At 64.1% G+C, this 24,149-nt stretch carries 8 protein-coding genes; 3 read left to right on the forward strand and 5 right to left on the reverse strand.

Annotation, left to right across the window (positions count from 1 at the left end; genetic code table 11):
- Positions 1-93: 93 nt before the first annotated feature.
- Positions 94-447 carry a hypothetical protein gene (locus PCA10_RS30525; protein WP_016495188.1) on the forward strand — a complete coding sequence of 118 codons (354 nt, stop codon included), beginning with the start codon at positions 94-96 and terminating at the stop codon, positions 445-447.
- 962 nt (positions 448-1,409) lie between these two features.
- On the opposite strand, the gene PCA10_RS26585 is transcribed toward PCA10_RS30525, so the two are convergent.
- The 4 genes from PCA10_RS26585 to thiI form a co-directional block, all read right to left on the reverse strand.
- Entirely contained in the window at positions 1,410-12,890 is an 11,481-nt protein-coding gene (locus tag PCA10_RS26585) for a two-partner secretion domain-containing protein (protein ID WP_016495189.1), read from the reverse strand.
- 24 nt (positions 12,891-12,914) lie between these two features.
- Positions 12,915-14,606, reverse strand: coding sequence for a ShlB/FhaC/HecB family hemolysin secretion/activation protein (locus PCA10_RS26590; protein ID WP_016495190.1), 1,692 nt, complete (start codon positions 14,604-14,606; stop codon positions 12,915-12,917).
- 329 nt (positions 14,607-14,935) lie between these two features.
- Positions 14,936-16,753 (reverse strand): translational GTPase TypA, encoded by a 1,818-nt coding sequence (gene typA / locus PCA10_RS26595; RefSeq protein WP_016495191.1) that lies wholly within the window; start codon positions 16,751-16,753, stop codon positions 14,936-14,938.
- 131 nt (positions 16,754-16,884) lie between these two features.
- Positions 16,885-18,339, reverse strand: a complete 1,455-nt coding sequence (thiI, locus tag PCA10_RS26600; protein WP_016495192.1) for a tRNA uracil 4-sulfurtransferase ThiI — start codon at positions 18,337-18,339, stop codon at positions 16,885-16,887.
- Between the two features lie 333 nt (positions 18,340-18,672).
- Here thiI and glnA point away from each other — a divergent pair, with 333 nt between their 5' ends.
- Together glnA and PCA10_RS26610 are read left to right on the forward strand one after the other, a co-directional pair.
- The gene (gene glnA / locus PCA10_RS26605; RefSeq protein WP_016495193.1) at positions 18,673-20,076 is read left to right on the forward strand and encodes a glutamate--ammonia ligase; all 1,404 of its coding nucleotides are present in this window, start codon (positions 18,673-18,675) and stop codon (positions 20,074-20,076) included.
- Between the two features lie 159 nt (positions 20,077-20,235).
- Entirely contained in the window at positions 20,236-21,438 is a 1,203-nt protein-coding gene (locus PCA10_RS26610) for an ISL3 family transposase (protein ID WP_016493146.1), read from the forward strand.
- A gap of 485 nt (positions 21,439-21,923) precedes the next feature.
- Here the strand turns inward: PCA10_RS26610 and PCA10_RS26615 are convergent, their stop codons facing one another.
- Complete coding sequence (locus PCA10_RS26615) at positions 21,924-24,122, reverse strand: mechanosensitive ion channel family protein (RefSeq protein WP_016495194.1); 2,199 nt, start codon at positions 24,120-24,122, stop codon at positions 21,924-21,926.
- Positions 24,123-24,149: the final 27 nt, after the last annotated feature.

Consider the following 24,149-nt stretch of genomic DNA (forward strand, 5'->3'; position numbering starts at 1 on the left):
CTTGCGGTGATGAAGCCTATAGCTTGTCCGGCGACGGCGTCTAACAATTAGCTGCAGGGTCGACAGACCTGAGCTCAGACGTTAGGAGTTTTTATGAAATTTTATGCAGCCCCAGTAATCACACTACTCATTTCTGGATGCACAACGCCACAGCAGACACCCATCTCCGGCGATTTTAGCTATGAAGATGTGCGTTTTGTCGCTGTTGCAGGCACAGCCCAGAACCCCGTAAAATTCCAACATGACATAACGGAGTGCCACAACATGGCTCAACTCCAGTATGAATCAGACATTAAAAACAGCGAGAAGCTTGCCAAAATCTACGGCCAGCCAATTAGCCCAGAAGTTTTTGCAAAAAAACGCAAAGCGCAAGTAATAAACTGCATGACTAAACATTTAACTGGCGAGAAAGCTGGTAAAGGCTGGTCCCTTGCAAAAGACTCCTAAGGTAACTTCTAACAAGCCGGAGCCAACCCGGCCATAGCCTGTTTAATGAGCAAGCCCGCCCACTGGCGTAATGCTGTTCATTTAAGAATGACGCCGCGATTCCGTTGCCGGGATCGCGGCGCTTTTCTGTTCTGTCCCCTGGTTCAGCAGGGCTGATCGGACAACTCATGCCCTCAATCAGTACAGAAAAGGCACAAAAACCGATGCCAGGACAGCTGGCATCGGTTCGTTGGGCTTCTCTGCTCGTACTCAAATGCTTATGTGAGCGACCAGAAAAGTGGACAGATTTATTTTAGGAACTCTAATCCTTCCGCCGAAATCAGCTTTAGAGCATAAAAATAGATCCATCCCCTTTTCGGCCGATGTGACGCGGATAGTTCAGCAATAACACGCACCCGCCCCTGGGCATGACTGCGTCCTCCATGGTGATCTGTCCAGATCAGGCACTGCACCTCGGCATCACGTGCCCAGAAAATAAGCTAGAGCAGGGAAAATAAATCTGTCCCCTTTACCCCGCCCCCTTTACCCTGCAGGCTTACGCGCTCAGACAGTAAACTAGAGTAGAGAAAAATAAATACACCCACTTTCCGACCCGAGGAAATTGAGATATTTACCCTCCTAGCACCAACTAATAAACATAGCAACTTTTTCTGTCTTTTGTCTCCCTTCTCCAGGATTTAATAATATTGTCTTTCGACACCAATATTGAGTACTGGCAAAATGGATTAACATACGTTATGTAGTATCTGACACCCCCGGCTTCTGGAACCGAATAATCCACCACTCTCTTACTATTTGCCCCTCTAACGTAATACAACCTTTCCACACCAGAAAGACTGGTTTCTGGATCAAATTTCCTCCCTATTAGGGTGTCCCTGCTTTTCTCCCACGCACTGTAAGATAGACATCCGGACACGAGAAGCAGAAGAAGAATGTTAAAAAATACAAGCCTGCAACACAACTTAATCATCATCACTTAACCTCCTTGTTGACTCAAGCAAGGCTCGGTATTTATCGTAAATCGCACCATAATTAACTATTATGGCTGGCGGCATACTTCCAATATTCTCAAAAACCGACATATCGGCTCCCTTTGCAGCCTCCAAGCTTATCATCCATTGATCATGAATCGTGGCAAAGGAATTAAACCCAGGAACTTCATTTAGCAGATTACTTATAGCAGTACCGTGGCATACCGAGTAAAATTTTGAGCATGCAATGTCATCTAGCGGCAAGTTCAAACCAATATTTTTACCCTCCTTAGCGATGCCATCAACCGAAATTTTCGGAACATAGCCAGGTGAAGCATCAAACGCAGAGCCTTCCGGCCTATCTACGCCGGAATTAGCATCTGGATCCCGCCCGACTGAATACTGGTAAAGCTCCATCAAAGCGCCAGTTGCAGCGATACTCAACCAAGCCTCTTTATTGTCGCTACTCAACGCCAATTTCAGCGCTGTATTAGCGGAATATGCCTTGAAGCGCTCGCCGTAATCGATCAGCTTGTAGTTACCCTCTGAAGTAATCTCCCTCCCCCAACCATCTGTAACACCGACGGCAAATCCAGCGATCAAGGCAGCAGTCGCGTAACTTTTAAGACTATCTTCACTCGTCATATCCGCCCAGGTTTTTCCTAGATCACCCTTGTTACTAACGAAACTTGAGGCACCGGTTCCCGCCGCCGAGGACAGAGCGGTAGCCGCCATAACATTGCCCCAACCAGCGGCCACGGATGTGGTCGTGGTAATACCTGCTGCAGTGGTGGTACTTGTGGCTAATCCAGCCGACATCGCAGAACCCGAGCCGGCCGTAGCGCTAGCCGCTGTTCCAACTAAGCCACTTGCAGCACCATAGGTTGCGGCTGCCACCAGAATTGCGATGGCAATCGCCGCCCCAACCCCCAACCCCGAGTGGCTGTACTTGAAGGAGTCGTGGATTTCCTGCACCCGCTGCCAATCGACGTCGCCGCGCTCTTCCATCTGCTTCAGCCAAGCCAGGTTCGGGTCGGCCTGGACCATCGCATCGATGGTTTGGCTCACCGTCTTCTGGTCGATCTGCTTGAGGTCGATCTTCAGGCCGTCCACCGCCTTGATGGCGATTTCGCCCTGGGCGACGAGTTCGCTCTGGCGCAGGGTTTCGTCGGTGGTGCCCTGGCCCTTGGCGGAGGTCCAGGCGAGGTCGCCCTTGCTCTTCTCGTGGCTTTCCTGGTGCAGGTCCTTGACCGCTTCAAAGGCGATTTCACCGCCGCTGTCGAGGGTCAGGTCACCGCCGCTCTCCAGGCGGGCCTTCTGGTAGCGCTGGTCGCCCTCGCTGACCAGGGTGATATCGCCGCCAGCGCTGATGCTGCTGCCGACATGGCGGATATCGGTGACCTCGTCGCGCTGGGTCTGGCTGCTGCCGAAGGAGCCCTTCTTCTGTTTGTCGTAGAGGCTGTAGTCGCTGTCCTGCTCCGCCAGCAGGCTGAGGTCGTTGCCGGCATAGAGGAAGGCTTCGTCGCCGGCTTGCAGGCGGCTGGAGGTAACGCTGAGGTCGCCTCCGGCGATGACGCTGAGATCACCGCCCGCCTCGAGCACGCTGCCCTGCTGGCGGACCAGGGACTGCTCTATGTCGAGCTTCTTGCCGCCGCTCTTGTAGTGGGACTCGTAGTGGCTTTCGTTGGCCGCCGAGCTGATATCGAGGTCGCGCCCCGCCGCCAGGTCGAGGTCACCGTCTGCCCCCACGCGGCTGGCGATCACCGCCAGGTCGCGGCCGGCTTCGATCTCCAGATTGCCACCCACCTGCACGTCACTGCCGTGCTGGGTGATGCTGGTGTCACTCCAGCGCGCCTTTCCGGCGTCGACGTTCGTGCTGTGGGCTTCGGTGGCCGAGCCGATGATCAGGTCACGTCCCGCACTGAGGCTGGCGTTGCCACCCGCGCCCAGCATCCCGCCGATGTTGGCGAGGTCGCGTCCCGCCGACAGGCTGAGGTCGTTGGCCGCTTCGATGCGAGATGCCGTGTCGACGAAGTCCCGTCTTTCGCTCTGGCTGCCGGATTGGGTGGCGGCCTGGTGCGTGGTCACCGAACGTTCGTTGACGATGTCACCGGTGAGGGCGATGGCGCTGACATCGCGGCCGGCGATGATGCCGCCCTGGGCGTTGCGGATGCTGTCGGTGGCGAGCAGGTCGAGGCGGTTGCCGGCTTCGATCAGGCCACTGTTGACCAGGTTGCCGCCGCTGGCGCTGAGGTTGTTGCTGGCGCGCAGGGTGCCCTGATTGTCCAGCTCGCCGCCGGAGATCAGCGCTACGTCGCGGCCCTGGATCAACGCGCCGTTGGGTGCCAGGCGGCCTTCGGCCTGGGCCAGGTAGAGCACCGGCACCAGTACCTTTTCACCGTTCACCTCGTGCTCTTCGAGCCAGACGATGTCGTGGGTCAGCGCCGCCACCTGGGCGGCGGACAGGCTCACGCCGACACTCAGGCCTAGCCGCTCCTTGCTGGCGAGGGCGTTGTCCATCAGGTAGCGGAACATCGCTTCGTCGCTGGTCAGGCCCTCGAGGTAGCGCTGGCCGGTGCGGGCGGCGATCGCCTCGCGCACCAGGCGTTGCTCGTAGAGGCCATCGCCCAGGCGCTTCTGCGCCTGGTCCGGGTCGTAGCCCAGTTCGCCGAGCAGGTAGTCCGAGCTGAGGAACTGGCGGAGGTTGGTGAGCTCCGGGTTGGTTTCGATCAGGTAGCGGTGAGACCGGGACGGCGCACGCTCGGCCGGCAGGCCCTGGACCCGATCGACCACCTGGCTTTGCGGGCTGGTGATACCGCCCGGCCCCTCGGCAATCGCGCCGCCCTGGGTCGGATCGCCGGGCACCCCGGTCCGGTTGGGCAATGGGGAGGTATCCGGCGCACCGCCTGCGTCCACGCGAATGGCGCCGGCATCGGTGCCCTCCACCCGAACACGACTGCCCAGCTCCAGCTGGCCACTGCCGAGTCTCGCCGGCCCCTGGCCGGCGGTCTGCACCTGCCGTGCCTGGGTGTCGCTCAGGTCGCGCTCGCGCTGAGTGGCGCCGATGCTGCCCCCGGCCATTTCCCAGCTCTGCGGGCCCTGGTCTGCCTGGCTCGCGTCGACATCGCTGCCGGCGGCTCCGCTCAGACGGAACAGGCCGTTCTGCCCGGTGGGAATGCTGAAGCCCGGCAGCGTGAGTGGGTTGACCTGTTGCTGGGCGAGGTCGGGCGGCAACTGGGCGTTGAGGGTGAAATCGGTGATCGCGCCCGTGCCGCCGGATGCCGTACCACCCACCTTGTTGCCCCCACTCACGTAGGTCTGGTGGGTACGAACCACACCGTTGTTGATGTGATCCCTCGCGCTGATGCTGACGTTGCCGCCGGCCTGGATGATGCTCGCGTAGCGCTGATCCCCACTGCTCAACTGAGTGGTGCTGGCCAGGCGGTGGACTTCTCCGTCGAACTCACCGGAAAGGAACAAGGAGATCGCCGGTGCAATCGCAGCGGTATTGCCGGCGTCATAGTTCGGGCTTTCCAGCCAGTACCTGGCGGTGAACGCTTCCGCCTGGGCGACATAGGCAAGCTGGTAGCGGCGATCCATTCGCGTGAGGCGATAGACCCTGCTGGTTTCGGTTTCGCCAACTTCCACGCCCTTGTTGTCGAGGGCGTCCAGGGTCATCGCGATGTCCCCGCCCGCACTGATCAGGCTGGATTCGTTACGCAGGGTGCCGCCCGTGATGGTCAGGCCCTGGCCTGCGTTGATCACCGCCGCCGCGCTGGCGTCCGTGACCTCGAGCTTGCTGCGCGTGGTGATCCGGAACCAGGTGTTGCTGCGGCCGCTGCAATCCACACCGGGTTCCACACAGAAGTTTTCTTCGATCTTCGCGGTGTACAGGCCGCCATCGCTGTAGGTCAGGATGTCGCGCCGGTTCTCGATCAGCGCGGCACGCAGGCTGAAGGCACCCACGCTTTCCAGGGTGCCTGACTGGTTGCTCAGCAAGCTCGCCTGGCCGCCCGCGTCATCCGCCGCGATATCGATATCGCCGAGGCTGTAAACATCCGCGTAACGGTTGGTGAAGCTGCCTACCCGCAGGGCCATGTCACCGCCACTGAAGATCAGGCCGTCCTGGTTGAGCAGGTTCGCCGCCACCAGGCGCAAGGTTCCGGCGCTGCCCAGGGTGCCATGGTTGTTCAGCCGCGCCGCTTCGAGGATCAGGCCGCTGGCGGAGGTCATGACGCCGTGGTTGTCGAGCGGGCCACCGACGCGGATGCGGGTGTCGCCCCCACCGGTGATGCGCCCCGCCGTGGGCAGCAACAACCGCGCGGCGTCCAGCGTCAGGTCGTCCAGGCTGCTGACGCTACCCTCACCGCTGTAGGTCCCGCTGAGGCGGAGGTCGAGCCGGCCGTCGCTGGCGATCAGGCCGTCGTTGGTCCAGCTGCCACCGATGCCGCTGAATGCGTCGCTGGCCAGCAGTTGGCCGCTGGCGGTCTGGTGGAACTCGCCGACGTTCACCGTCAGGCGGCCCGCCTGGATGATGCTGCTGTTGGTCCAGCTGCCGGCATTCAGCGTCAGCCCACCTCGGGTGACGATGCTGCCACCGGCGTTGACCACGCTGGGCAAGGTGAGGTCGAAGACGCCCCTGCCGACATGGAGCAGCCTGCCCGCTTCGTTCTGGAAGCTCGCGGCCGTCAGGCCGAAGTCGCTGCTGGCAATTTCCAGGGTGCCGTCGCGATTGTCCAGCAGGCCCCGCACAGTCAGCTGGCTACGACCCGTGGTACCGAGGCCGCGTAGCTGTCCGCCACGGTTGTCCAGCGAGGCGGCGGCCAGGAGCAGAGTGGTATCGCTTTCGATGATGCCGCGCTGGTTGTTCAGGGCACCGGCGAGGCTGAAGTCCACCGCCTGGGCGGCGATCTGCCCGGCGTTGTTGAGGTTGTTGCCCGTGATCTTGAGCAGGCCCTTGGCGTAGAGGCCGCCCTGGTCGTTGGCGAGGTCGCCGGTGCGCAGTACTGCGTCGCCGCCGATGGCCGAGAGGTGTCCGCCCTGGTTGCGGATGGCGGTCGCGTCCAGTTCCAGCGAGCGGCCCTGGACCACGCCAGCCGTGCCGGCAGTGGCGCTGTTGTCGAGCCAGCCGCCAAGGCGCGCCTTCACCCAGCCTTGCAGGCTGGCGAGGGTGCCGCCCCGGTTGTCGAGGTTGCCGGCGTTGATCGTCAGGTTGCCTGCCTGGCTGAGGATACGGCCGCCCTGGTTGGAGAAGGTGCCGGTATCGATGTCCAGCTCGCCCTGGGCCTGGATGGTGCCTTGGGCGTTGCCCAGGTTGGCGGCGTTGATCCGGATGCCGGCATCGCGGCTGTAGATCAGGCCGTCGTTGTCGTTTTGCAACGCACCGGTGGCGGTGAGCAGCAGCGCACCATTGGCGGCGAGGGTGCCGCGATTGCGGTTGTCCAGGCCACCGGTCAGCAAGGTGAGGAGGCTTCGGCTGGCGATCTGACCGGCCTGGTTGTCGATCTGGATCGCTTGCAGCACCAGCGGGCCCGCACTGGCCAATTGGCCGTTGGCATTGCCGAAGGTGCCGAGCAGATTGAGGTTGATCGCGCCGTTGCCGGCAATGCTGCCGCCGCCGTTGTCGAGGTCGGTGGTGCGCAGGTCCAGCACTCGCTCGGCCTGCAGGCTACCGCCGGCGTTGTTCAGGTTGGCGGCCTTGAGGTCGAGTGCGGCGGCGCTGTCGATCAGGCCGCCGGCACCGTTGTTCAACACAGTGGCGATATCCAGTTGCTGGTCGCCGCCACTGGAGAGAATGCCCTTGCCGCTGTTGTCCAGGCTGGCGGCCTTGACGTCCAGGCGCCCCTGGCTGGCGATGGCGCCTTCGCCGCTGTTGAGCAGCCCGCCCGTGAGCGTGACGGACAGGTCGCCGCTGCGGCTGGAAAGGGTGCCCAGGTTGCGGTTGTCGAGGCTCTGGCCGCTGACCGCCAGCCCCTGCCAGCCGGAAAGCAGGCCACCCTGGTTATTCAGCGCGACACCGCTGAGGCCCAACTGGCCGCTGCTGATCAGCCGGCCACCACTGTTGTCGAGGTTGCGCAGGCTCAGGCTGAAGCCCTGGCTGCTGCTGATCTCGCCGGCCTGGTTGGCCAGGTCGCGCAGCCGCGAAATGCTCAGCGGACCCTGGGTGAGGATCAGGCCACCCTGGTTGTCCAGGTCACCGCCCTTGAGGTCGAGGTTGATGCCCGAGGCACCGATCAGGCGGCCCTGGCGCTGGATGAGCCGGTCGAGGCCCAGAAGCATCGAACCCTTGGCGGACACTTCGCCATCGTCGCTGGAGTCCAGCGTGCCGGCCTGCAGGTCGAGCGTGCCCTGGCTGTTGATCAGGCCCTGGTCGCGATTATCGATGGCCTGGGCCTGGAGCTCGAGGGCGGTGCCGGCCAACAGGCTGCCGCCCCGGTTGTCGAGGTTGCCGGCGTTCAGCGTGAGGCGCTGGGCAGCATTGATAAGGCCCTGGTCGTCGTTGACGAGGTCGCCGGTGGTGTCGACGCGGGTATCGCCACGGCTGGTCAGGGTGCCGCCGCCGTTGGCCAGGCTGGAGGCACGAACATCGAGCCGGGAGCCGGCAATCAGCCCCTTGAGGTTGGCCAGCGCCTGCTCGATGCGCAGGGTCAGGGCCTGGGCACTGAGCAGCTTGCCGCTGGCGTTGTCGACGCTGCGGGCGGCCAGGGTGAAGGCCTGCTGGCTGGAGATTTCGCCACCCTGGTTATCGAGGTTGCCAAGGTTTTTCAGCAGCAACTGGCCGGGGGCGTTGATCAGCCCCTGGCGGTTGTCGAGGTCGCCGCCCTGTAGGTCGAGACTGAGGTCTGTGTCGCTGAACAGCTGGCCGGCCCGCTGCTCCAGGCGGCTGGCGCTGGCAGTGAGCGCCCGGTTGCTGCCGATACGGCCCGCATTGTTGATCAACTCGCCGGCCTGCAGGGCCAGCGTGTCGGCACCGATCAGTTGCCCCTGGCTGTTGTCGAGACGGCCCGTGGTGAGCTGCGCCGCCCCCTTGGCGGACAGTACGCCCTCGCGATTGCTCAGGCTGGCACTGGCCAGCACCAGGCGGCCGTCGGTCAGCAGTTGGCCGGCGTCGTTGTTCAGTTCGCCACGGCTGGCCAGGGTCATGGCGCCGGCGCTGGAGAGGCGGCCACTGCGGTTGTCCAGCTGGCCCACGCTGAGGTCGAGGCGACCTTCGCTGTTGATCAGGCCCTGGGTGTTGGTCAGCGCCTGCTCCAGGGCGATGTCCACGTCCTGCTGGCTGAGCAGGCGGCCTCCGCTGTTGTCCAGGCTCGTAGCGCGCAGGGTCACGGCGCTATTGCCGGAGATCAGGCCCCGGGTGCGGTTGATCACCTGCGCCACGGCAAGCCCCAGGCGGGTGCCGGCCAGAAGTCGGCCCTGGTCGCTGTTGTCGAGTTGCTGGCCGGTAAGCTGGACGGACTCCTGGCTGGAGATCTCGCCGCCACGGTTGTCGATTTCATCGACCTTGAGGACCAGGTCCCGGGTGGCGCTGACCAGGCCGTTGGCACTGTTATCGAGACGCTGGCCGTCGAGCGCCAGGCTGCCCAGGGCGATCAGCAGCCCGCCACGCTGGTCGAGGCTGCCGACGCGGGCCTGGACGTCGCCTCGGCCGACGATCTCGCCTGCACGGTTGTCGAGGGTGGCGACGGCGAGGTCGAGCGGGCCGTTGGCCGACAGGGCGCCGCCCCGGTTATCGAAGTGGCCGACCACTGCGATAGTGGACGAGCCGAGGCTGTTGATTCGGCCCTCGCGGTTGTCCAGGCTGCCGGCGCGCAGGTCGAGCCCGTTGGCGGAAAGCTCGCCCCTGGCGTTGTCCAGGGCCTGGGCGATACGCACCACCAGGGCCTGGTTGCTGAGCAGCTTGCCGCCGCTGTTGTCGAGCTGCTGCGCGGCCAGGGTGAAGCCCTGCTGGCTGGAGATTTCGCCGCCGCGATTCTGCACCTGCCCGAGGTTCTGCAGCAGCAGTTGGCCGGGGCTGTTGATCAGGCCTCCGGCGCTGTTGTTCAGCAGGCCGTGTTGCAGATCGAGCTGGAGGTCGGCCCTGCTGAACAGCTCGCCGCCATCATGCTGGTCCAGGCCGGTGACCCGGGCACTCAAGGCCTGCCCGCTGGCGATGCGGCCCTTGGCACTGTTGTCGACCAGGCCTGCGATCAATTGCAGCCGGCCAGCAGCGGTCAGCCTGCCGCCCTGGCTGTTGTCCAGGGCGCCCGTGTCGAGTTGCAGGTTGCCCTTGGCACTGAGTGAGCCCGACAGGCTGTTGTCCAGGCCGGCGCTCGCCAGCTTCAGGGCACCGTCGCTGACGATGACGCCGCCCTGGTTGTCGAGTTGGCCACGAGCAGTCAGGTTCAGATCGGCGGCACTGGAGAGCATGCCGCCCTGGTTATCCACATGGCCGGCGCTGAGGTCGAGGCTACCCTCGCTGCTGAGCAGGCCCTGGCGGTTGACCAGGGTGCCATCCAGTTCGGCGTCCCTGGGCGTCAGGGCGATAACCAGCGAGGTCGCACCAGCCAGCGTGCCGCCACTGTTATCCAGGTGACTGGCATTGACGATGGTCGACTGGCGGCCGAAGACCAGGCCCTTGGCCTGGTTGATCACCCGCGCCACGGCAAGGGCCAGGCTGCTGCCGGCCAGCACCTTGCCGCCGCTGTTGTCCAGCCGCTGACCGGTGAGGCTGACGCTGGTCTGGCTGGACAACTCACCGCCGCGGTTGTCGACATCCCCTACGGCGAGTTTCAGCGCTTTTGTGCTGCCCACCAGGCCGCCCTGGCGGTTGTCGAGGCTGGCGGCCTGAAGCTGCAGATCGCCCTGGGCGACCAGTTCGCCGCCTTGCTGCGCCAGGCGGCCAAGCGTGGCGGTCAGGTTGTGCTGGCTGGCGATGCGCCCCTGGGCGTTGTTCACGTCCTCGGCCTTGAGCGAAAGCGCTCCGGCCGAGGTGACGAGCCCGCCCTGGTTGTCCAGCCGTTGCCCCTGGTAGTCGAGGCTGGCGGCGCTGGTGATACGACCCTGTTGGCGGTTGTCCAGATGCTCGACCGCAAGCACCAGCGGGCCACCCGCCGAGATGAGCCCAGCGCGATTGTCCAGCTGGCTGCCGGCGAGCTCGACCCGGCCTTGGCTGCCGAGCTCGCCACCCCGGTTGTCCAGCCTGTCGGCCCGTACGGCCAGGCCGCCCTTGGCAAGCAGGCTGCCGCGATCCTGGTTGTCGAGCAGGCCGCTGACCCTGGCATTCAGGGCGCCGTCCGCCACCAGGCTGCCCTGGCGGTTGTCGAGGCTGCCGGCCTGCAGGTTGAGCTGTTTGCCCGACCCCAGCGTACCGCCCTGGTTGTTCAGGGCCCCGGCCAGGGAAAGCTCCAGTCCACCATCACCCAACAGATCGCCGCCCTGGTTGTCCAGGCTGGCGGCACTGAGCCCGATGGCACCGCCCGCGGAGATCTCGCCGCCACGGTTGCCGGCGTCGCCGGTGACATTGAGCAGCAGGTTGCCGGCGCTGCTGAGCAGCCCGCTGGCGTTGTTCAGGGACGTACTGCGTGCGTCCAGGGCGGAAGCGGAGATCAACCCCTTGAGGTTGTTCAGGGCGCGGTCGATGCGCAGGGTCAGGGCCTGGGCGCTGAGCAGCTTGCCGCCGCTGTTGTCGAGGCTGCGGGCGGCCAGGGTGAAGGCCTGCCGACTGGAGATTTCACCACCCCGGTTGTCGACCTCGCCGAGGTTCTTCAACAGCAGCTGGCCCGGCGCGTTCAGCAGCCCGCCACGGTTGTCGAGCTTGCCGCCATTGAGGTCCAGGCCGAGCCCGCTGTTGCTGTAGAGCTGGCCGCCGTTGCCCTGGTCCAGCGCGGTGACACTGGCCGACAGCTTGCCGTCGCTGGCGATGCGGCCGGCGTCGCGGTTATCCACAAGGCCGGCCTGTAGATCGAGGGTCGAGCCGCTGGTGAGTTGGCCGCTGCGGTTGTCCAGCGTGCCTGCCGTGACCTGTACCTGCCGGCTCGCGCCCAGCTTGCCGCCACGGTTGTCCAGGCTATCGGCCTGGAGATTGGCGCTGGTCTGGCTGGACAATTCGCCGCCACGGTTATCCAGGTGGCCGAGCTTGGCTTCCAGCTTGCCGGTACTGGCCACCAGACCGGCCTCTCCGTTGTTCAGCTCACCGGCCGCCAGTTCCAGGTCGCCCTTGGCCAATACCCGACCGCCACGGTTATCCAGCTTCGCGGCCGCCACCTTGGCCTGGCCCTGGGCGCTCAGGGTGCCGCCTCGGTTGTCCAGGGTCTGGCTGGCGCTCAGTTCGAGGTTGCGGCCAGCCACCAGGCTGCCGCTGTTGCGCAGGTCCCGCGCCTGGACCTGGAGATCGCTTGCGGCATTGCGGCTGTTGTCCGGATTGACCCCAGCCTCGATCACGCCCTGGTTGCTCAACAGACCGCCGCTGTCCAAGCGAACCCCTTCCCGAGCCGCGAGGCTCTGGCGGTTGGTCAGGTCCTCCCGGGTGGTGATGTTCGCACCCCCGCCGGCGTAGGTCTTGCCGGTCAGTTCAGCGCTTTGCGCGTTGACCTGCAGGTCGCCACGTGCCGAGGTCTGGGCCAAGGTCAGCCTGCCGTTGGCGTCGATATGGATATCGCCGGCGCTGGCGGCCATATCGCCGGCCAGCTTCACGCCGACGCCGGCCTCGGTGCCCACCAGGCGAATGGCTCCGGCATACATGCCGCCCAGGGCGGAGCTGTCGATGGCCAGTTCCGGTTTTGCACTGCCATCGGCGGCGCGTGGTGTGGCGGCCAGGCTGTCGGCCTGCACGTCATTTCGGCCGGTGACTACGGTCAGGTTGCGAGCATGCAGTTCGGCGTTGAGCCTGGCGCTGCGGGTGATCAGCTCGAACTGGTCGATGTTGCCGGCATTCAGGCCGGCGCCCTCGATGGCGATGTCGCCGCCGTCCACCTCGAAGCGCTGCAAGCGCCCGCCCTCGACCACCGGCTTGCCGGTGGTGAGGGTGGCGCGCGGGGTGTTGATGAAACCGCAACCGTCGCAGGTGATGCCGTGGGGGTTGGCAACTATGACCCGTGCCGACTGGCCGGCGACTTCGGTGTAGCCCTTGAGCTGGCTGCGGGTGCCGCCGGTGACCTCGTTGAGGATGGTGCTGGCCGCCCGGCCCTGGAGGTTGGAGTTGCCGACGATGATGCCGCCCAGTTGGGTCGCCTGGGTCTTGTTGGTGGCGTTGTTGAGAATCAGGCCCTGCTGCCCGACGTTGTAGTCACGGAACTTGTTGTGCGACAGCCCGCTGCCGTTGGGGGTGGCGATATTGACGATGGGTACGCCGTTGCCGGCCTGGCCCAGCTGGGTGTTGCCGCCGGCGGCGCGGTCCACCGCCAGCTCGGCGGCGACCGTGACGATCGGATCGAGGAACAGGATGCCGGCCAGGGTCAGGGCGATGCATTGGTTCAGCGGGCTGCGGGTATCCATGGCGTGACTCCTGTCGTGGCCGGCTCAGAAGAAGAGGTCGAAACGGAAATACAGCGGGTGCTCGCGGCGCTCGATGGCGGCCGGGCGCTCCAGGGAACGGGCGAAGGTGACCGACGCCGCGAGGTGCTGGCCGCGAGCGCTCAGCTCCAGCGCGTGGCCGCTCATGCGCCCGTGCTGGCCAGGGTTGTGCCGGTTGCCGTGAATGACGCCGAGGTCATAGGCCAGTGCCACGCCGTATTCCTGCAGCCAGGGACGCAGCGGTTCCCAACCGATCGCCCGGCGCCAGCGCAGCTGGTTACGCCAGTAACCGCCGCTGTCGCCGGACAGCGACTGGTCCTTGAAGCCGCGCACCGAACTCAGCCCGCCGAGGCTGATGCGCTGCGGGCTGAACAGCACGTCCTCGCTGCGCTGGCCGTAGGCGAGGCTGTCGAAGCTGAGGTTTTCGCCGCGCACCTGGAAGGGCAGCAGGAAGCTGAGGGTGAGGCTGTATTTGTCGTAGCGGGCCACCGGCTCGCTGCCACGGGGGTGGCCCGCGCCCTGGGCATCCAGGGCACCGACGCCCTGGTGCCAGCCGGCGTCCAGGTTGACGAAGGCGGCGCCTATTCGGCGGCCATGGTTGAAGCCGAGCAGGGCCTCGCTCAGACGATGGCTGGACACCCCGATCAGGCTGTTGTCCATGTAGTTGCGGGTGCGCAAGTGGCTCAGGCCGAAGCTGGCGGCCGTCTTGCTCACGGCATCGCGGTGCAGCACACGCTCTGCCTGGAACTGGTGGCTCTTGCTCTCGCCGTCGGTGACGAAGGCGAAGCCCGAGCTGTCGTTGCGGGTGCGGTAGTAACTCTGGCTGTAGGCATAGGACAGGCTCCACCAGCCGTAGGGCAGGCTGTAGGAAAACCCCTGGTTGGCCGAGTGGCGCCAGCGGTCGCTGGCGAGGTCGCCGCCACCGCGCAGGCTCAGCTGGTCGGCGAGGCCCAGCGGGCTGTCCCAGTCGAAATTCACCCCCCATTGCTGCTCGCCGGTGTCGCGCTGGCCGTCGTTGTGACGGTTCAAGCCCGCCCGCCAGGGCTTGTCGGGTTCGCCCTGGAGACGTACGCGGCTACCGCCCACTTCAGCGCCCGGCACCAGCTCCAGCTGCGCCGGGCGCGACGGCAGGCGGTTGATCTGGTCCACCAGTTGCTCCAGCTCGCGAAGGTCCAGCACCTCGCCGATGCGTGCCGGCGAAACCATCGCCAGTTCCCGGTCGCTGGCGATGGCGGAACCGTCCAGGCCTTCGAGCCGCCCCTCGATGACGATCACCTCCAGCTCGCCATCGGCGAGGTCCTGCTGTGGCAGGTAGGCACGGGAGGTGACATGGCCACGGTCGAGATAGAAGTCGGTGATCTCCTTGAGCAACTGGTTCAGCTCGCCGGTGCCCAGGCAACGTCCCTCGAAGCCGGCCAGCAGTTCACGCTGTCGCTCCGGCGGCATCAGCCCGGCCCCGGAGAGACGGATATGGCGCACCGGGAAACAGGCCGAGTCCGCCGGCTGTTCCAGCCGTGGGGTAGGCGCCGCCTGGCCGGGCAGTTGTTGCAGTTCCTCCAAGCGGCGGCGCTGTTCTTCGAGGATGCGTTCCTGGCGGTCGCGGATCAGGTCGCGGTCACCGGGCGACGTCTCCTGGGATAGGGCCGGGAGGCTGATGACCAGGGCCAGGAATAAGCTGAGAAGGTAGTAGCGGGGCACGTCGGGCAGTCCTTTGCGAGCGACCGCAAATGAAACCAACTACCCCATTGGGAAGTATGTAGGACGAGTCTTAATTACCTCGGAAAAGACTCCGAATCAGTGGGGTATGCAACGACGAAACCGAACCTCGGGTAGCCCGGATAGAATCCGGGGGAAGATCCAACCGCCTGGGCAGCGCGAAGCCCTAAGCTCGGCCAGGCCTCGAAACGTTGGGTTTCGCTTCGCTCCACACCAACCTACAGTTGTCGGCACAGTCGGAGACGCATCCCAATAAAAAGAAGCCCCCGCCGGATCGCTCCGGCGGGGGCTTTTCAGTTACTGATCGGCGATCAGACCTTGGCGCGCTCGTAGCGCTTGCGGTCGTTCTCGTTCAGCAGTTTCTTGCGCAGGCGGATGGACTTCGGCGTCACTTCCACCAGCTCGTCGTCGGCGATGAATTCCAGAGCCTGTTCCAGGGTGAACTTGATCGGCGGAACCAGGGCGATGACTTCGTCCTTGCCGGAAGCGCGCATGTTGTCGAGCTTCTTGCCCTTGGTGGGGTTGATCACCAGGTCGTTGTCACGGCTGTTGATGCCCGACAGCTGGCCTTCGTAGATCTCGTCGCCCGGGGCGAGGAACAGCTTGCCGCGGCTCTGCAGGGTTTCCAGCGAGTAGGTCAGGGCGGTGCCGGTGGCCATGGAGACCAGTACGCCGTTCTGACGGTTGCTGACTTCGCCGGCCTTGATCGGGCCGTAGTGGCTGAAGGTCGAGGTCAGGATGCCGGTACCCGAGGTCAGGGTCAGGAAGTTGTTACGGAAGCCGATCAGGCCACGCGCCGGGATGGTGTATTCCAGGCGAACACGGCCCTTGCCGTCGGGGATCATGTTGGTCAGATCGCCCTTGCGCAGGCCCATCTGCTCCATCACCGAGCCCTGGTGCTGCTCTTCGATGTCGATGGTGACGTTCTCGTAGGGCTCCTGCTTCTCGCCGTCCTTCTCGATGATCACCACTTCCGGACGGCCCACGGCCATCTCGAAGCCTTCGCGGCGCATGGTTTCGATCAGTACGGAGAGGTGCAGTTCGCCACGGCCGGAGACCTTGAACTTCTCGGCGGACTCGCCCGCTTCGACGCGCAGGGCGACGTTGTGCAGCAGTTCCTTCTCCAGACGGTCCTTGATGTTGCGGCTGGTGACGAACTTGCCTTCCTTGCCGGCGAACGGCGAGTCGTTGACCTGGAAGGTCATGCTCACGGTCGGCTGGTCAACGGTCAGCGGCGGCAGGGCTTCGACGTTCTGCGGGTCGCACAGGGTATCGGAGATGAACAGCTCTTCCATGCCGCTGACGCAGACGATGTCGCCGGCTTCGGCGTCGGCGACTTCAACGCGCTGCAGGCCGGAGTGACCCATGATCTTCAGGACGCGGCCGTTGCGCTTGGAACCGTCGTCGCTGATGGCGACTACCGGGGTGTTGGCCTTGATGCGGCCACGGGCGATGCGGCCGATGCCGATCACGCCGAGGAAGCTGTTGTAGTCCAGCTGGGAGATCTGCATCTGGAACGGGCCTTCGGTGTCCACGACCGGGGCCGGTACGTGGTCGATGATGGCCTGGAACAGGGCGTCCATGTTGTCGTCCATCTTCTCGTGGTCCATGCCGGCGATGCCGTTCAGGGCACTGGCGTAGACGATCGGGAAGTCCAGCTGCTCGTCGGTGGCGCCGAGGTTGTCGAACAGGTCGAAGATCTGGTCGATTACCCAGTCAGGACGCGCGCCCGGACGGTCGATCTTGTTGACGACGACGATCGGACGCAGGCCGGCCTTGAAGGCCTTCTGGGTCACGAAACGGGTCTGCGGCATGGGGCCGTCCTGGGCGTCGACCACCAGCAGTACGGAGTCGACCATGCTCATTACGCGCTCAACCTCGCCACCGAAGTCGGCGTGGCCGGGGGTGTCGACGATGTTGATGTTGTAGCCGTTCCACTTGATGGCAGTGTTCTTCGCCAGAATGGTGATGCCGCGCTCTTTTTCCTGGTCGTTGGAGTCCATCACGCGCTCGCTTTCCGCTTCTTTGCGGTCGAGGGTGCCGGACAGCTTCAGGAGCTTGTCTACCAGGGTGGTCTTGCCATGGTCGACGTGGGCGATGATGGCGATGTTGCGGAGATTTTCGATCACGGTTGTGCGTCTCGATCAGAGGATTCGGTGTGCCGCCCACTGTAGGCGGCATAGATGAAAGACAGGCGAATCAGGCGGCCCGATGGTCGGGAGGGCGATGACGGATGCTTCCGCCGAACAGCCCTGGCTGCCTAGGCCGGACGATAAACACGCACATTGGCATGTCCCTCGCTGAGCAGGTGGTGGGCGTGCAGGCGGCTCATCACACCCTTGTCGCAATACAGGAGGTACTGGCGGTTGGCGTCCAGTTCCTTGAAGCGGTTGTTGACCGCGTAGAACGGCAGGGCCAACACCTCGATGCCGGCCAGCTCCAGGGGGTCGTCTTCCTGGGCGTCCGGGTGGCGGATGTCGACGACGATCTGCCCGGGCAGGGCTTCACGCACTTCTTCCACCGCCACGTCCTGGCCCAGCTCGTCGATCACCCGGTCGATGGGCACCAGGCGAGCGCGCTCAAGGGCGCGCTCGAGGATGGCCATGTCGAACTGCTCTTCCTCGTGCTCGATGCGGCCGGGCTTGGCGCGGGTGGTCGGGTTCACCGAGATCACGCCGCAGTACTCGGGCATGTGCTTGGCGAACTCGGCGGTGCCGATCTTGGTGGCGGTGTCGATGATGTCCTGCTTGTGGCTGGCGATCAGCGGGCGCAGGACCAGCATGTCGGTGGCCGAGTCGATCACCGAGAGGTTGGGCAGGGTCTGGCTGGAAACCTGGGAAATGGCTTCGCCGGTCACCAGCGCGTCGAGGTTCAGCTTGCGCGCCATGTGGGTGGAGGCGCGCAGCATCATGCGCTTGAGCACCACGCCCATCTGGCTGTTGTCGACCTTGCTGAGGATCTCGCCGACCACTTCCTCGAAGGGCACGCTGATGAACAGCACGCGCTGGGAGCGGCCGTACTTTTCCCACAGGAAGTGGGCCACTTCCATCACGCCCAGTTCGTGGGCGCGGCCGCCGAGGTTGAAGAAGCAGAAATGGGTCATCAGGCCGCGGCGCATCATCTGATAGGCGGCGACGGTGGAGTCGAAGCCACCGGACATCAGCACCAGGGTCTGCTCCAGGGAGCCCAGCGGGTAGCCGCCGATGCCGTTGTGCTGGTGGTGGATGACGTAGAGGCGCTGGTCGCGCACTTCCATCCGTACTTCCACTTCCGGCTTCTTCAGGTCGATGCCGGCGGCGTTGCACTCCTGGCGCAGACGGCTGCCGACATGGCGCTCCAGCTCCATGGAGGTGAATTCATGCTTGCCTGCACGTTTGCAGCGCACGGCGAAGATCTTGCCGGGGAGCTGGTCGGCGAAGTGCAGCTTGCACTTTTCCAGCACGTCGTCGAAGTCGCCCAGGGGGTACTCGTGCACTTCCAGGAAGTGGGTGATCCCGGGGACGCAGGTCAGGCGCTCGATCATCTCGCGCAGCAGCTTCGGCTCGGTCTGGCGAGTCTGGACGTCGAGGTTGTCCCAAACGCCGGTCACCTCGAGCTCCGGGTCCAGATCCTTCAGGACCGCACGGATGTTCTTCGAGAGCTGACGGATGAAGTGCTTGCGCACCGGCCGGCTCTTGATGGTGATTTCCGGGAAGACTTTGACGATGAGTTTCATGAAAACAGCGCGAGGGCGACAGCCGAAAAAGAGGGGCGCGGATTATAGCGGAAATTGTTCAAGCTTTGACCAAAATCATTCATCAAAGCTTTCGATGCACCAAAATGCATCACGCGCACCATGGAGGGCACGAAAACGGTGCGCAAAAGTGCGCTTAATCAGAGCGAATGACCCGCCAGCCGCGAGTTTAGGGGGGGTCAGCCCATTCCAGGGCACTGGCACGCAATTTGCTCCCTTGTGAGGCAGGTCGCCCTGGCGGACTATCCCGCCCCGGCTTCACCCCGAATCTTTTTGGGAGGCAAGGTTACTGCCCCCATCCATCTGGAGGACAACATGTCGAAGTCGCTTCAACTGATTAAAGAACACGACGTGAAGTGGATTGATCTGCGCTTCACCGACACCAAAGGCAAGCAGCAGCACGTGACCATGCCGGCCCGTGACGCCGATGACGATTTCTTCGAGCACGGCAAGATGTTCGACGGCTCCTCCATCGAAGGCTGGAAAGGCATCGAAGCCTCCGACATGATCCTGCTGCCGGACGACAGCACCGCCGTCCTGGACCCCTTCACCGAAGAGCCGACCATCATCCTGGTCTGCGACATCATCGAGCCGAGCACCATGCAAGGCTACGACCGCGACCCGCGCGCCATCGCCCGTCGCGCCGAAGAGTTCCTGAAGACCACCGGTATCGGTGACACCGTCTTCGTGGGCCCGGAGCCGGAGTTCTTCATCTTCGACGAAGTGAAGTTCAAGTCCGACATTTCCGGTTCCATGTTCAAGATCTTCTCCGAGCAGGCTTCCTGGAACACCGACGCCGACATCGAAGGCGGCAACAAAGGCCACCGTCCGGGCGTGAAGGGCGGCTACTTCCCGGTACCGCCGGTCGACCACGACCACGAAATCCGTACCGCCATGTGCAACGCACTGGAAGAAATGGGCCTGGTCGTCGAAGTTCACCACCACGAAGTGGCGACCGCCGGTCAGAACGAAATCGGCGTGAAGTTCAACACCCTGGTAGCCAAGGCTGACGAAGTTCAGACCCTGAAGTACTGCGTGCACAACGTGGCTGACGCTTACGGCAAGACCGTGACCTTCATGCCCAAGCCCCTGTACGGCGACAACGGCTCGGGTATGCACGTTCACATGTCCATCTCCAAGGATGGCAAGAACACCTTCGCTGGCGAAGGCTATGCCGGCCTGTCCGATACCGCCCTGTACTTCATTGGCGGCATCATCAAGCACGGTAAGGCCCTGAACGGCTTCACCAACCCGTCGACCAACTCCTACAAGCGTCTGGTCCCGGGCTTCGAAGCCCCGGTAATGCTGGCCTACTCCGCCCGCAACCGTTCCGCCTCGATCCGTATCCCGTACGTGAACAGCCCGAAAGCCCGCCGTATCGAAGCGCGCTTCCCGGACCCGGCTGCCAACCCCTACCTGTGCTTCGCCGCACTGCTGATGGCTGGCCTGGACGGCATCCAGAACAAGATCCACCCCGGCGATGCCGCCGACAAGAACCTGTATGACCTGCCGCCGGAAGAGGCCAAGGAAATCCCGCAGGTTTGCGGCAGCCTGAAAGAGGCTCTGGAAGAACTCGACAAGGGCCGTGCGTTCCTGACCAAGGGCGGCGTGTTCAGCGACGACTTCATCGATGCCTATATCGAGCTGAAGAGCGAAGAAGAAATCAAGGTGCGCACCTTCGTGCACCCGCTGGAATACGACCTGTACTACAGCGTCTGATCCAGTTGTGACCGCGCAAGCGGCATGATTGAGAGGCCTCCTTCGGGAGGCCTTTTTTATGGTTCTTCGCGGATTCAGGGGGAAGAGCGAGTTGACAGTCAGGGAAGTGGGTAGATTGGCAGTCGCCAAACGAACCAACCCCCACTCCCTGCTGCCGCCGTGAATCCTATTGATCTTGCCCAGTTCTGGCCAGGCTACGAGGTCGTCGCCTGTCGCCAAGCCACTCACGACACCCTGCTGATTGAGCTCGAACCTCAAGCCGGCTCCCTCCCCAAATGTGGCCGCTGTCACCAAGACTGCCCGCTGATCCACGAGCGGCGAATCCGCCAGGTGCGTGACCGTGACCTGCTGGATCAGCGCGTGCTGCTCCAACTGCCGGTGCGTCGCGTCGATTGCCTGGATTGTGGGCGGGTGACCGAGCGGATTGACTGGCTGGAGCCGGCCTCCCGCTTGACCCAGCGGCTGCGCCTCTGGCTCGAGGGCTTGCTGCAACTGTTGCCGATCAGCCATGTCAGCCGCCTCACTGGCCTGCACTGGCACACCCTCAAGACGCTCGACAAGCGCCGCCTCGAGGCGGCCGTGGGGACCTTTGAGCCCGGTGAGGTGCGGCGGCTGGTGATGGACGAGTTCGCCCTGCACAAGGGGCATCGTTACGCCACGGTGATCATGGATGCCGAGCGCACGCGGGTGCTGTGGGTCGGGCATGGCAACAGCCGTGAGGCGATCCGTCCGTTCTTCGAATTGCTCGGCGAGCACTGCCGGCAGATCGAGGCGGTGGCCATGGACATGAACACCGCCTTCGACCTCGAGGTGAAACGGCATTGCCCGCAGGCCGAGGTGGTGTACGACCTGTTCCACGTGGTGGCGCGCTACGGCCGGGACGTGATCGACCGGATCCGGGTCGACCAGGCCAACCGCCTGCGCGAAGACAAACCGGCGCGCAAGGTGGTCAAGCAGAGCCGCTGGCTGCTGCTGCGCAATCGCGAAAACCTCAAGGGCGGACAGGCCGTGCAGTTGCAGGAATTGCTCGCGGCCAACCAGCCACTGGCCACGGCCTACGTGCTCAAGGATGCATTAAAGGAAATCTGGTACGCCCCCAGTGTGCAGGACGGCTGGCGGCGCTGGCGAACCTGGCTGCGGCACGCCCGGGACAGCGGCTTGGCGCCGCTCCAACGCTTTGCCAGGAACCTCAAGCGTTACGCGCGCGGCATCCTCGCCAGCGCCCGTTTCCCCTTGCACACCAGCCAGCTGGAAGGGGTGAACAACCGCATCAAGGTGATCAAGCGCATGGCCTATGGCTTCCGCGACTCGGCCTACTTCTTCCTGAAAATCAAGGCCGCCTTCCCCGGGAAAGCGCGATGAACCTTTTTTATTGCCGTCTTGGGGGCTCGAGCCGGACTGGCAATCTCCGTTGTTCAGCTCATTGCCGAGTGGGCGGGAGGTTTCTGTTTCGCCTTCCCGGGCGAGTCACTTCTGGCAGTCGCCCCAGAAGTAACCAAGAGGGCTTGCCCCGACATCCGGGTTTGGCTGCGCCAAACTCCCCTCGCTACATCGTCGCTCCGGGGGCACGGCGCGAAGGGCCATCCATGGCCCTGCGCGCCTCTCGCGGCATCCATGCCGCTCGTCCCCCTCCCCAACGATTCCACTCGGCCGCCTGAAGGGGCGCTTTGCGCGGCGTCATCTCCAATGCTTCGTTTCAGGCCGGTTTGGGCATCAGGACGGCTCGCGCCTGCCGGCGCGAGTCACCCCTCGCCCTACGGGAGAGGGGCGGGGGAGAGGGATGTGTCTACATGCAAGAAGTCAGGGAGAAGCAATCACATGAACTTGCCAATTCAGTGCCCCCACCCTCAAACGCCCAGGCCGTCCGGCACATCCGGGTCCTGCGGCGACTCGCCGGCGGGCCGGCGTGCACGGGTCAGTTGCACGTTCAGGCGCGGCATCGCCAGCTCCATGCCGGACTGGTCGAGGCGCCGGCGCAGGCGCAGGTTGAACGCCCGCTGCACTTCCCACTGCTTGATCGGCGCGGTCTTGAAGCGGAAGCGCAGGATCGCCTGGCCGTTGTCGAAACTCTCCACGCCCTGCAATTCCAGGGGCGACCACAGGCTGCGGTAGACCGACGGGTCGCTGCGCAGCTCCTTGGCCACCTCATGCACCAATGCCACCGCATCGTCGATCGGCATGCTCGCCGGCACCGGCCAGCGGAACATGGCGTAGCCGAACTGCCGCGAGTAGTTCTTGATGCTCTTGATCTCGCTGAAGGGAATGGTATGCACCACGCCATCCAGATCGCGCAGGCGCACGGTGCGGATGGTCAGCCCCTCCACCGTTCCCAGGTGGCCGCCGACATCCACGTAGTCGTCGATGGACAGCGAGTCCTCGATGATGATGAACAGCCCGGTGATCAGGTCCGCCACCAGTGACTGCGCGCCGAAGCCGATGGCCAGGCCGATGACACCGGCACCGGCCAGCAGCGGCGTCACGTTCATGCCCATGTTGGCCAGAGCGACGATCAGCGCGATCAACGCGATGCTGGCGAACAACACGTTGCGGATCAGCGGCAGCATGGTCAGCGCACGGGTGTTGGTGCGGTTCCGTCCGCCAACGCCAAGGCTGTGCTGCACCGCCGTGTCGGCGAGGATCCACACCAGCCAGGCCACCAGCAGGGTGGTGCCGAAACGCACCACCTGTCTGCTGATCTCCGCGCCCTCGCCCTTGGCATAGCTGATCAGCGACATGTCCCAGACCCGCAACCCCAACTCGACGAAAAGCAACACCACGACGAGGTGCACCAGGGTGAGGCCGAAGTTCTGCAATTGCTCGAGGTAGGGGGCACTGCGCCGAGCCCCTGCCGCATCCCGGCTGGAGCCACGGCGGATCAAGCCAACCACTGTCATCGCCACCACCGCCAGCACTGCCGAGACCAGGGCGCGACGCAGGGCGGAACTGCTATCGCCGGCGGACACGAAGGTGGCGATCAGGGAGGTACCCACCAGCAGCAGCACCGGCACGAACCACAGGGTGCCGATCAACTGCACCAGATCATGCAGGCCGCGCTGGCCAATGCGACGGTCCAGTGGCTGGTTGCGGATCAGGTGGGCGATGGGACGGCGGAAGCGCAACACGAAGAGCGCGGTGAGCACCGCCGCACTGACATTGGCCAGGACGCTCAGGCAGCTGGCAGTGTTCTCTCCCAGCCCGGCAATCAGTCGCGGGTCATGGGCCGCCTCGCCAAGGGCGGCCAGGCTGCCGATCAGCCAGAGCGGGTGGAAGGCCTGGCGCCGCAGGATATCCAGGGCCCGCCGGCGGTGCGGCCCACTCAACAACGACAGGCAGATCACGCAGAGGGCCGAGAACAAGGTGCCGCAGATCAGCACATAAGCCATGACCATCGCCAGGGTCTTGCCCAGGGAGCTGGGCAGCACGAGCGAGAGGTACAGGGTGATCAGGAAGGCGATCATCCAGGGGCCCAGCTTGCGCAGGGCGAACAGCACGAGGTCGCGGGTCTTGGGCTGCTGCGGCAGCTCCGCTGCCAGCCCGAAGCGTTCGCGCATGCGCCGCCCCAGCCAGAGGATCGCCGACGCCAACAGGCCCCAGACCAGCAGCACGATGGAAAAATTGAAGACGACGACGGGCAACGCTCGCCAATCCGGCAGGCGCTCCGCCAACTCGGCACCCGCCAGACGGAACTTATTGCGCCAGTGCAGCAACGGGCTGTTATCGCCCTGGAAGCGCTTCTCCAGCTCCATCAGGGAGTCGCTGATCAGTCCAAGCACCCCGCCCTCGCTGGCCTTTTCCTTGCCGGTGACATCGCGCAATTGCTTCAGCTTGTTCAGCAGGTCGGCGCGCTGCTTGTCGTTCTCCAGGGTCTGGATCACCTGGTTGAGCGACTGTTCGAGCTGGGCACTGCTGACCTGCTCGCTCCCCGAGGAACTCCCCGCCAGGGGGTTGGGCAAGGCCGCACGCCCCTGCGCCGGGAACAGGCTGACGAGCAGGCACAGCAGCAGCGGCATGAGGAAGCGGATGGCAAGCATGGACGGTAGCGGCATGAGAAAGGCGTCCCTTGAACAGTCAAA

It is taken from the genome of Pseudomonas resinovorans NBRC 106553, assembly GCF_000412695.1.
Taxonomy (GTDB): domain Bacteria; phylum Pseudomonadota; class Gammaproteobacteria; order Pseudomonadales; family Pseudomonadaceae; genus Metapseudomonas; species Metapseudomonas resinovorans_A.